At 59.0% G+C, this 9,969-nt stretch carries 10 protein-coding genes; 5 read left to right on the forward strand and 5 right to left on the reverse strand.

Going from position 1 to position 9,969, the window contains the following annotated elements; translation table 11 throughout:
* Positions 1–139: 139 nt before the first annotated feature.
* Together G9X64_RS15285 and G9X64_RS15290 are read right to left on the reverse strand one after the other, a co-directional pair.
* A complete protein-coding gene (locus tag G9X64_RS15285; protein WP_171376866.1) occupies positions 140–1,060 on the reverse strand; it encodes a helix-turn-helix domain-containing protein in 921 nt (306 codons plus the stop codon).
* A gap of 122 nt (positions 1,061–1,182) precedes the next feature.
* Entirely contained in the window at positions 1,183–1,905 is a 723-nt protein-coding gene (locus tag G9X64_RS15290; protein WP_376766398.1) for an alpha/beta fold hydrolase, read from the reverse strand.
* A 309-nt stretch (positions 1,906–2,214) separates the two neighbouring features.
* Between G9X64_RS15290 and G9X64_RS15295 the strand changes: the two genes are divergently transcribed.
* From G9X64_RS15295 to G9X64_RS15305, 3 genes are all read left to right on the forward strand, one after another.
* The gene (locus G9X64_RS15295) at positions 2,215–3,687 is read left to right on the forward strand and encodes an FAD-dependent monooxygenase (RefSeq protein WP_171376868.1); all 1,473 of its coding nucleotides are present in this window, start codon (positions 2,215–2,217) and stop codon (positions 3,685–3,687) included.
* Between the two features lie 35 nt (positions 3,688–3,722).
* The gene (locus G9X64_RS15300; protein WP_312864041.1) at positions 3,723–4,118 is read left to right on the forward strand and encodes a RidA family protein; all 396 of its coding nucleotides are present in this window, start codon (positions 3,723–3,725) and stop codon (positions 4,116–4,118) included.
* Positions 4,119–4,211: 93 nt separating this feature from the next.
* Positions 4,212–5,045: an AraC family transcriptional regulator gene (locus G9X64_RS15305; protein WP_171376869.1), complete on the forward strand. Its 834-nt coding sequence runs from the start codon at positions 4,212–4,214 to the stop codon at positions 5,043–5,045.
* 62 nt (positions 5,046–5,107) lie between these two features.
* Here the strand turns inward: G9X64_RS15305 and G9X64_RS15310 are convergent, their stop codons facing one another.
* Entirely contained in the window at positions 5,108–5,389 is a 282-nt protein-coding gene (locus G9X64_RS15310; protein ID WP_171376870.1) for a hypothetical protein, read from the reverse strand.
* A gap of 538 nt (positions 5,390–5,927) precedes the next feature.
* Between G9X64_RS15310 and G9X64_RS15315 the strand changes: the two genes are divergently transcribed.
* On the forward strand, positions 5,928–6,302 hold the full coding sequence (locus G9X64_RS15315; RefSeq protein WP_171376871.1) for a VOC family protein: 375 nt from the start codon (positions 5,928–5,930) through the stop codon (positions 6,300–6,302).
* Positions 6,303–6,491: 189 nt separating this feature from the next.
* Here the strand turns inward: G9X64_RS15315 and G9X64_RS15320 are convergent, their stop codons facing one another.
* The gene (locus tag G9X64_RS15320; RefSeq protein WP_168313033.1) at positions 6,492–7,418 is read right to left on the reverse strand and encodes an AraC family transcriptional regulator; all 927 of its coding nucleotides are present in this window, start codon (positions 7,416–7,418) and stop codon (positions 6,492–6,494) included.
* Positions 7,419–7,513: 95 nt separating this feature from the next.
* Between G9X64_RS15320 and G9X64_RS15325 the strand changes: the two genes are divergently transcribed.
* Positions 7,514–8,260 (forward strand): SDR family oxidoreductase, encoded by a 747-nt coding sequence (locus G9X64_RS15325; protein ID WP_171376872.1) that lies wholly within the window; start codon positions 7,514–7,516, stop codon positions 8,258–8,260.
* 192 nt (positions 8,261–8,452) lie between these two features.
* Here the strand turns inward: G9X64_RS15325 and G9X64_RS15330 are convergent, their stop codons facing one another.
* Entirely contained in the window at positions 8,453–9,601 is a 1,149-nt protein-coding gene (locus G9X64_RS15330; RefSeq protein WP_171376885.1) for a site-specific integrase, read from the reverse strand.
* Between the last annotated feature and the right edge of the window lie 368 nt (positions 9,602–9,969).

Below are 9,969 nucleotides of genomic sequence, written 5' to 3' on the forward strand. Positions count from 1 at the left end.
TACCGTTCTCAGCCGCAGCTCAGGTCAGAGGGAGGTATGTTATTTAGCTCTGAGAACCCGCCCATTCTCGGACGTGATGGTACTTTGCCTCAGACTTACTGCATCTCCATAATGTCCAAGACCTATGGTCGCCTCAGTTCTAGTGCTGAACAGCCGACGCTCTCGTCGCTCGCCAGGCTCCCGGCGTCACTCCGACAACGCGCCGGAACATTCGCGTAAGGTGACTTTCATCGGCAAATCCACACGCAAGAGCAACCTCCGACAGTTTATGGCCCCATAGCAGGCTTTCCTTGGCGCGCTCGATACGTCGTCTGAGGAGCCACTCATAGGGTGCAACGCCAGTAGAGCGCTTGAAACCATGCGCGAACTGGCTTGTGCGAAGACCGCATAGTTGGGCAAGTTCCGCAAGTCCGACGCCGCCAACGAGACTGGTCTCGATGACATCCTTGGCCAGCCGTTCCTGCCAGGTGCTGAGCCCCCCGACGATCGGGCGTCGAATGGTAAGATCGCCATAGTGGGCGCAAAGATAGATACCAAGGCTCCACATGTAATGATCGGCCATCAAGGGATCCATGGTTTCCGGGGCATCGAAGAACGGATAAATCCTGAGGGCAAGGCGTCGAAGGACCGGATCGTCGGTCATATGATAAAGGCTGTTACCCAGATGGGTAACATGTGGCACTTCCAGGTCGTCGGCGATTTCCCGCATAAAGCTGCGCTGCAAAATGACTTCTTGGGTATGCCGTGGCGTGGTAAAATCGATGTGGGCAAGTTCCGAAACATAGAGAAAGTGGGTTTGGCCCTTCCGGTTGGGATGAGAGTAGTAGCGCCCGTCGAGGAATACCTCGCTCCTCTCGTCATTAAAGTGGACACCGATGCTGTAGGCACCCTCCCAGGTCGGGAAATCTGGATTAGTTTCGGTCGGTTTGAACCCGTAATTTACATCAGCTGCGATTAATCTCGAACAGGAGAGGCCGCGAACCGACAATTTTAGCTCGGTCCTGTGGGGCAGACCAATGGGGACGGTTGCGACTTCCACAAGCTTCACGTTCAAGGTCATAGTAGCGTTCCACGTCAAACAAGATGGCGAAGCGCAAAATATCACGGCGGCTGAATTGTCAATTGAACGATTCTGCAGTGGTGGGACGCCGCGGCATAGACAACGGCGACCCGAGAAAGCAATCAGCCGCTCTTTTTGCTGTTGGCGGCCTCCTCTATGATCTTGGCGACTGCTTTCGGATTGGACACATAAACCGCATGGCTGCCGGGGATCTCGACGGTCTTGGCGCTGGCCCGCTTGGCCATCCCACGCTGGGCATCTGGTGGGATCATCTTGTCATCGGTAGCGACAAGATACCAGCTCGGCTTTGCTTTCCAGGCGGGCGAGGTAACCCGACCCTCGAGAGCGCCGACGCCCCATGGAACCTGAGAGGCCGCCATGAAGGCGGCGAGGTCGGGACGGACATCGGCGGCGAACGACTGTGCGAACTTCGCCTTGTCGAGGAACAGGAAACCATCGACTGGCGGTAGGATCGGTGGCGCAGCGGCTCCGGGGACCGGGTTCGCGATCAGGCTGGAGACGGATTCACCTGCGTCTGGCGCGAAAGCAGCAATGTAGACGAGCGACTTTACTTTTGGATCGGTCCCGGCCTCGGAGATGACGACGCCACCGTAGGAGTGGCCAACCAGGACCACGTCGCCGGCCGCCGCTGCGATGGCGCGTTTCGTGACAGCGACGTCATCTTCCAAGGTGACCGTCGGGTTCTGCACGATGGTGACATCGTAGCCGTCACTCTTGAGGATGTCGTAGACGCCCTCCCATCCCGAACCATCGACGAAGCCGCCATGGACGAGAACGATGGATTTCGGTGTGCTATCGGCTGCCATTGCTGCTGGTGCTCCCATGGTTGCGGCAAGCATCACACCCGATGCAAGCAAGTTGAAAAAACTGGACATTGGATGACTCCCTCATGTGTCCTTGGCGAACTGTTCGCCAACACACGATGACTAATCCGGCTTGCACGCTTTCAGGTTGAACGATCCTGCAGCGCCGCAGGATCGTTCAATGTCCCGATCCCATAGCTCAGCAGCAGCTAACATTGGCCGTTTCGCAAAACTTGTTGGCAGGACGGCGAGAGTGCCGGATCGGTGCTCCGGCTACTCAGTTGGTGATCGCGGGAGCAGCGGCCCGCTCACGGATAGAAGGAGCCGGAAATGAATGACGTTTACGATTGCATCATTGTCGGGGGAGGCCCTGTCGGGCTATGGCTTTCCTGCGAACTCAGACTGGCCGGATTGCGGGTGGTTGTCATCGAACGACGCACGCACCGGATCAATCAGTCCCGAGCACTGACCATTCATGGCCGGACACTGGAAGTCCTGTCACTTCGGGGGATCGAGGAGCGGTTCCTGGCCGTCGGAAAGCCAGTCAGGTCGGGCCATTATGCGGTCCTCGATACTCGGCTGGACTTCGACATTTTCGACAGCCGTTTCCCCTACACTCTGTTCATTCCACAGGAGACGACAGAGGCTCTGATAGAAGAGTTCGCATTCGAACTCGGCGTCGAGATCCTTCGCGGCGCCGTGGCAGAGCGGATCGTTTGCGAAAGTGATGGCGTCACCGTCTCCGGCGCCAGCGAGTGGCCATTTGAACTTCACGCACGTTACGTAGTGGGTGCAGATGGGGCGCGGAGCCTTGTTCGTTCGCAGACTGGAATCGAATTCGAGGGCCATTCCGGTAACGGGGCCTGGTTCCTGGGCGACGTTGTCCTGGCGTCTCCGCCGGACACGCCTCTGGTGTCGGCATTCAACGAGCACGGTTGTGTGCTGGTGGCGCCCCTTGGTGATGGGGCGCACTACCGGATTGTCGTCAACGAGGCGGAAGAGCGCGGTCGCACACGGCAGGATGCGGTGACACTCGAAGAGTTGCGCCAAGCCACGGCACGGATACTTGGCTCTGACTTTGGCGCCCATTCGCCTTTGTGGTTGTCGCGCTTCGACAACGAGACGCGGTTGGCGAAGGCCTACCGTCGTGAAAACATATTTCTGGCAGGCGATGCGGCTCACATTCATCTGCCGGCTGGCGGGCAGGGCATGAATGTCGGTATTCAGGACGCGATGAACCTTGGCTGGAAGCTGGCGGCGGTCGCCATGGGAACCGCGCCTGCAGAGTTGCTCGACACCTATGAATCCGAACGCCTGCCGGTCGGCGTCAATCTTCGCGACACGACGATGGCGCAGAGTCACCTGATCACCGCCTTTTCGGCGCGGGGGAGAGCACTTCGGGGCGTCTTCAACGACATGCTGAAGGTGCCGGCGATCAACGCATACTTTGCAAATCAGGTCTCGGGCTTTGCCGTGCATTATCCCGATCCGCTGCCCGGCTTTGCCCCGCCGCACTCCGCCCTTGTTGGTAGCCGAATTCGCGATATGCCGTTGAGGCTTTCTGACGGGACAGATGCGACGCTTTTCAGCCTCCTCTCGAAGGGGCAATGGCTGGATTTGACAATCTCCGACGGCGATAAAGTTGAGAGGCCCGATTGGCTGAGCTCAAATTCGATCGTTGAAGCGACAGGGGTTCCCACCGCACATGCGGCCACTCTCGGTGATATCGGTGCGCTCTTGATAAGGCCGGACGGCTACGTTGCGCAAACTGCGCTCAGCACCTCAATGCGGGGTCAGTCATGATAAGGCACCTCAATCCAGCCTCGATGCCAGCGCCCGTGGCACCGCTCTACGCTCAAATCTCCATCGCACCGGCAGGTCCCCTCGCATTCATCGCCGGACAAGTTGCTATCAATGCTGAAGGTCGGCTTGTCGGTAAAGGTGATCATCGTCTGCAGGCGGAGCAATGCTTCCGCAATCTGAAGAGCGCGCTCGATGCGCTCGGGGTCGGGCCGGAGCATGTCGTGCGAATGGGGCTGCACGTCGTCCGTCACAGCGACGATCTCGTCGGCCCAATATTCGAGGCCGGGCATTCCGTCTTCGGGCAAGGATGGCCGGTCTGCGCCAGCCTTTTCCTGGGCGTGGAGAGGCTCGGCCAAGCGGACTGGTTGGTGGAGATCGATGCCATCGTTTCCCTGGTCGCGGATTTTGGTGCGCTTCGTATATCGGTATAACCATCCGAGCCAGGACGGCAAAACAGCACCATGATCTTGCAAGGCGAGGCGCCCTGTTTAGAATCCATAACGGACTACGGAGAAGCCGAGCCGATGAGCATCATCATCATCACACCCGAGATCGATGACCCCGACATCGTTTCGAGTTCCGTTGTGGGCCTGACGATCGAACTCACGGCTGTCGGCGAAACCGAACCCCACAGTCACCGCAAAGCGCAACTGCTCTATGTGACATGTGGTGCGCTGACGGTTGAAGCCGCCGGCGGAATTTGGACCGTTCCGCCACAATGCGCCATCTGGTTGCCTGCGGGTGTGCTGCATCGGGCGCATGCCAGTGGCAGGATTGTCATGGCCAATCTCTACATAGAGCCCAACCTTGCAGCCTTTCTGGGCGAGAGTTGCGGAATATTGTTTATTCGTCCGCTGTTGCGAGAAGTCATTCTCGCCTTCGCATCAAACCCTGCCTTCCTAATCGCAGAGGAGGAAAGGCGTGCTCGGCTGTCGGAGGTTCTTCTGGACGAGCTTCGCGATGCCCCCCTCGAGCCGCTACGATTGCCAATGCCAGTTGACCGGCGGCTGCGGCGTCTTGCGGACGCACTCCTGGAGGATCCAACTGCCCGCTTCACGATCGAGGAATGGGGCGCGCGTATAGGGGCTAGTAAGCGAACCCTTACCCGCCTGTTTCAGCGAGAGACCGGAATGTCGTTCGGTCGATGGCGGCAACAACTGCATGTGGGCCTCGCGCTCCAGCGGCTGGCCGGCGGCGATGCTGTTACTACCATCGCCCTTGACCTTGGCTATGAGAGCGCGAGCAGCTTCATCACCATGTTTCGCCGCCATACGGGAGCAAGTCCGTCGCGGTATTTCGGTGAGGGTCGCTTCGGCGTGGGTTCACCCGAACTGCGTTCGCGTTATCTCGGTGGCTAACGTGCCGAAACGCTTTTGCACGACGTTCGCAGTCGGAGACTGCGACGTCCAACACGAGCTCTTCAGCGGTACTTGGAGCGGTCGATAACTCCCACGCTGGCAATGATTTTGCCAGCGGAGTTGCTGTTCAAGTCCTCCTCGCTCACGCGATCCGCACCGCCGCTGAGCGTGTTCCATATGTGGAGCGCTTCGGCAAATGTTCTCGGTGACGGTCCAGACATCAGATTTTTCGAATATTCCTCACGCGTGACGTACCCATCGCGGTTGGCGTCGTTGCCTCCGATGATGTTATGAGAAAAATGACTTTGAGCTTCAAATGACATCTGATCGAGCGTTGAGTTCATCAGATGGTCAAAGGATGGCTGAGCACCCCTGGTCTGACCGGCCGGCGAATTTCTGCCTCCCGGGTTCGAGGTAAGGTTCCTGAGAGAGTCTAATGGAATCGTAGACAAAGATTTCCCCTTTACTGTCGGCAGCTGTTGTTGATCAAAGGCTTCCCGATGCACGATTGACCGCATCTTCGAATCACAAACATTGTCAGAACAGTCCCACCGTTATTTGACGGCGGATATGGTCGATTGAACGATCCTGCAGGACGGCGGGTTTTTTTGAGCCGCAGTGCCGGAGCAGGCATATCCGGTCTGTTTGCCACCAACGGCGGAGGCGAAGCGGTGAACCCTGGTTTCGTGGCGGCAGTGAGAGTTGGGACTTCTGCGAGAGACTGAAAATTGCTGGGACAATTCAAAAGAACCAGCATGACATCCGGCCAGTCCCTGGCGGTCCACATGGGAAACGTCTCTCGTTCGTCTCCGCGCTGAACGGTTGCAGCCGGCGAAAAACTACACGAGGATCAGGACCAGCGAAACCTATTGGAGATGCAGCATGTTTACCCACGTGATGATCGGTAGCAACGACTTGGAGCGGAGCAAAGCCTTCTACGATGCCACGTTTGCTGCACTGGGAGGGGAGCCCGGTGAGGCGGACGCAAGAGGCAGGCTGATCTACCTTCACGAGGGCGGCCGGCTCATGGTCACGAAACCAATTGACGGCAAGCCGGCAACTGCGGCAAACGGTGGGACAATCGGCATCGCCCCGGCGAGCCAGGATCATGTTTTAGCGTGGCACAAGGCAGGCGTCACGTATGGCGGCACAGCAATCGAAAGCCCGCCTGCAGAACGTCCAAACGGCGCCTTTGTCGCGTACCTCCGCGATCCGGACGGGAATAAACTCACCGCACGGACACAACCGACGAAGTGAGTATGATTAACACCTTCATCTGAGTATGGCCTTACAGCATCCGCGCGGCCTTGCCGGTCTGGCGCGCGGCACTCTTGTAGTAGCTTGACGCCTGCTGAACTGAGCGATGACGTGACTGCTCCATGGCCTCGGGTATCCCAGTAAACAACCGATACCGTGTCACTGACCGGTCCGCAGCGGGCAGTGTCATCAGATCGCAGGCATGCGAGGGCGGTCACTGACGTGCATTCTAGCGAACCTGCCCGGGGAGCAACCGAGCCTTTTGCTGAACGCTGTGCTGAAGGCGCTGGCGGATTCGTAACCTATTTCATCTGCGATCCGGTCGAGCGACTTTGCGCCGCTCAACAATGCCTGCTTGGCAATAGCGATGCGCCACCGCGCCAGATATTCAATTGGCGCGCAACCAACAACCTCGTTGAACCGCGCGGCGAAACCCGATCTCGACATGCCAGCAATTCCTGCAAGATCGGCCACCGTCCATCTTGCTCGAACGTCCTCGTGGATCGCGCGCAGGACACGAGCCATGGCGGGATCGCGCAGCCCATTCAACAAACCCGTGGAAGCTGCGTTGTTTCCGATAATGTCCCACCTCAATGCCTCTACCAGCAGCGTCTCCAGCAAGCGCTGGATAATCAGTTCTTTGCCGGGATAGTCGGCAGCGCACTCCTCGGACAGCAGTTCGACCACGCGGCCAAATCGCGTCCCGCGCCCTGCTGAAGCGGGAATATGAAACACATCGGGCAGCAGCGCGAGCAGCAGCGGCGCGTTGACGCTCTCAATCGAGAAGCTCCCGCCCAGCGCCGCGAAATCCGGCTCTCCTTGTTGCTCGCCGTGGCGGACAGCTTCAGCCAGAGGTTCAGCGGGAATGCAGGGGACGTCGGGTTCGCTGCACAGGGAGAACGCCGGCGTAGTCGGCAGAAGGAGAAAGTCGCCTTCGGCAATCCGAAGCGGTTTCCGATCACCTAGGGTGACCCATGCTTCTCCCGTCAGGACGACCGTGAACCCGGGTGCATCATACGACCTGTAGCGAACGCCCCATTGGCCGCGCCCGGAGATTGGCTTCGCTATCGCGGCCCTGGGTCGCAAGAGGGCGACAATATCACTTAAAGGATCCACTTTTGGACGATCCATAACTTTTAATGGACGACAAACTATAGATCGTCTTCAGGCGACTGTCTATTCCTTGTCTGACCGCAACCAAGGAGACTGACATGACCAAGACCATCCTCATTACCGGTACATCATCCGGCTATGGCAAGACCACCGCCGAACACTTCCTTTCTCGCGGGTGGAATGTTCTCGCGACGATGCGGCGTCCTGACCCATCGTTATTTGCCGGAACCGACCGGCTGCGCGTGCTGCCGCTCGATGTCACCAGCCCCGATAGCATCGCAAGCCTTTTCGAATCTGTCGGTCCAATTGACGTGCTGGTGAACAATGCTGGGCTTGGCGGTGTCGGTGCATTCGAAGCGATGCCAATGTCCCTAATCCGGCAGCTTATCGAGACCAACACGATCGGCGTTATGGCGATGTGCCAGGCCGTCATCCCGCAGATGCGCGAGCGTCGGTCCGGAACGATCGTCAATGTCACATCGAGCGTCGCTTTGGGAGAGTTCCCGCTCGCAGCAGCCTATACCGCCACCAAACAGGCCATCGAAGGATTTTCGGCTTCGCTCGCACATGAGCTTGGCTATTTCGGGGTGCGCGTGAAGCTCGTTGAGCCCGGTTATGCGCCAACGACCCGGTTTGGGGCGAATGCCATCGTTCCTTTCTCGGAGCTCCTTCCCGGGGACTATGCAGACTTTGCACGGCCGATCCTTGAGGCGTTCGCGAATCCTTCCCTGACCACCACGGAAAGCGATGTTGCAGAAGCGATCTGGCAGGCCGTTCACGATACCGGGAACCGGCTTCGCTTTCCTGCTGGAGCGGACGCTCTCGCGCTTGCTCAAGCGCGCTGATGGAGAAGAGCAAGGGCAGGAATGGCCGGGATTAGCACAGCCTTCTGCCGCCTTCAGTCTTCCAGCCTAGCCGATCGCCAGGACCGCCCGTTGCAGCGTCCCGATCGCCGGTTTTCTGCTCGGATACCGAAATCGAGCGCGTTGTCCTCTAGGATTTTTTGCCCAATGACCGCTAAGGACGGACTCCTGCCATCAAAGAAGCCTAGCTGCGCGACCGCTGCGCCGGGTAGCGCTGTTGTAGTAGCTGGATGCCTGTTGCACCGAACGGTGGCGCGACTGCTCCATCGCCTCGGGCAGGGGGATGCCACGGTTTGCCGCCTCGGTCAGATATCCAGATCGTAGCCCGTGCGCGGAAAACTCCCCGGGCTCCATCCCGGCCATTTCCACCCGCTGTTTAATGATGGCATTAACCGACTGCGGATCAATCGCCCGCCGCGACACCGTGCCCCAGCGCCCGATCGCCCGAAACACACTGCCGTTCTCGATCTTGGCGGCAACCATCCAGGCAGTCAGCGCCTCCACTGGCCGACCGGTCAAGTAGACGATGTCGTCCTGCTCTCCAGTCGTCGTTTTGGTGCGGCCGAGATGGATGGCGAGAGAGGGGAGGGGAGGCCCGTCCGGCACCTCGATCGGAGCTTCCACGGTCAGTTGTTCCAGGCGAAGGCCTGCGATCTCGCTGCGACGGCGTCCGCCGGAGGCAAAAGCCACCATCAGGATGGCGCGATCCCTGACATCGCGCAGACTGTCGGTCGCGCAGGTCGCCAGCAGCTTTGCCAGCACGTCTGATGTGACCGCCTTGGCGCTCTTGCGAAGACGTTGTCTTGGCGCGGCTCGGATCGCCAGCCGAATGGCGGATTTGAGGGCAGGGGAGGCGAAGGAACCGTCAAAACCGCGCCACTTGGTCAGCGTCGACCAGTTGGCCAGGCGCCGGCGCACCGTGGCTGGCGCGTGCGGACCGACGGATTTGAGAAGCCCTTGGCTCCTGAGGTTTTCGTCGACGGTGGCTGGCATGCCGTGATCTGGATCAACGGCGCGCTTTTCCGGATCCCACAGATGCTGCGCGACAAATTTTAAAAGCAGCGCCTCGGGCGCCGGCCAGGGCAGGGATTTTCCGGTGGCCGCCATGCCCCAGGCTTCGAGATAGGCGAGATCCGAGGTCAGGGCGCGAAGTGTGTTGTCGCCCATGCCCTGGTTGACGAGATGGCGCAGTGTTTCGACGTCGTGGTCGGTGAGCAACTGGGCGAGCTCGTCGCGGCGGTCGATCGGCAGCACGGCGGCGATGGTGTCGAGTTCTTCGGCACGTCGCTCGACGGCGGTCATTGATTCTTTTGCTTTGGCCACAGGCATCCCAAAAGGCCTCCAGGGCCGTCCTTTGAGACGATTCTCCGTGATTTGCACGCCGAAATCAATCTACCATCGATAAGCGCTACTTATCGATGGTTACCTCTCGCGGTTAAGGCCGGTATCGGTGACGGAAGTTAACGGTGATATGGCTTCCAAGACAGAAAAGAACAGCGTTAATTCAGATGGTTAACGAGACGCAAATGCGACCAGCTTCCATCAAGTTGGCGATCACGGCCGCAGAATGAGACCATAGGTGTTGTTTTCCACGCAGAACTGAGCCGGTTAGGCACATAATTTCCATTGAGCATTGAGCCATGTGAACCTTCCCCCCAACGCGGTGAGCGACGGGGGCAACGGAGTGATCC

The sequence above is a fragment of the Rhizobium sophorae genome (assembly GCF_013087515.1).
In the GTDB taxonomy this organism is placed as follows: domain Bacteria; phylum Pseudomonadota; class Alphaproteobacteria; order Rhizobiales; family Rhizobiaceae; genus Rhizobium; species Rhizobium sophorae.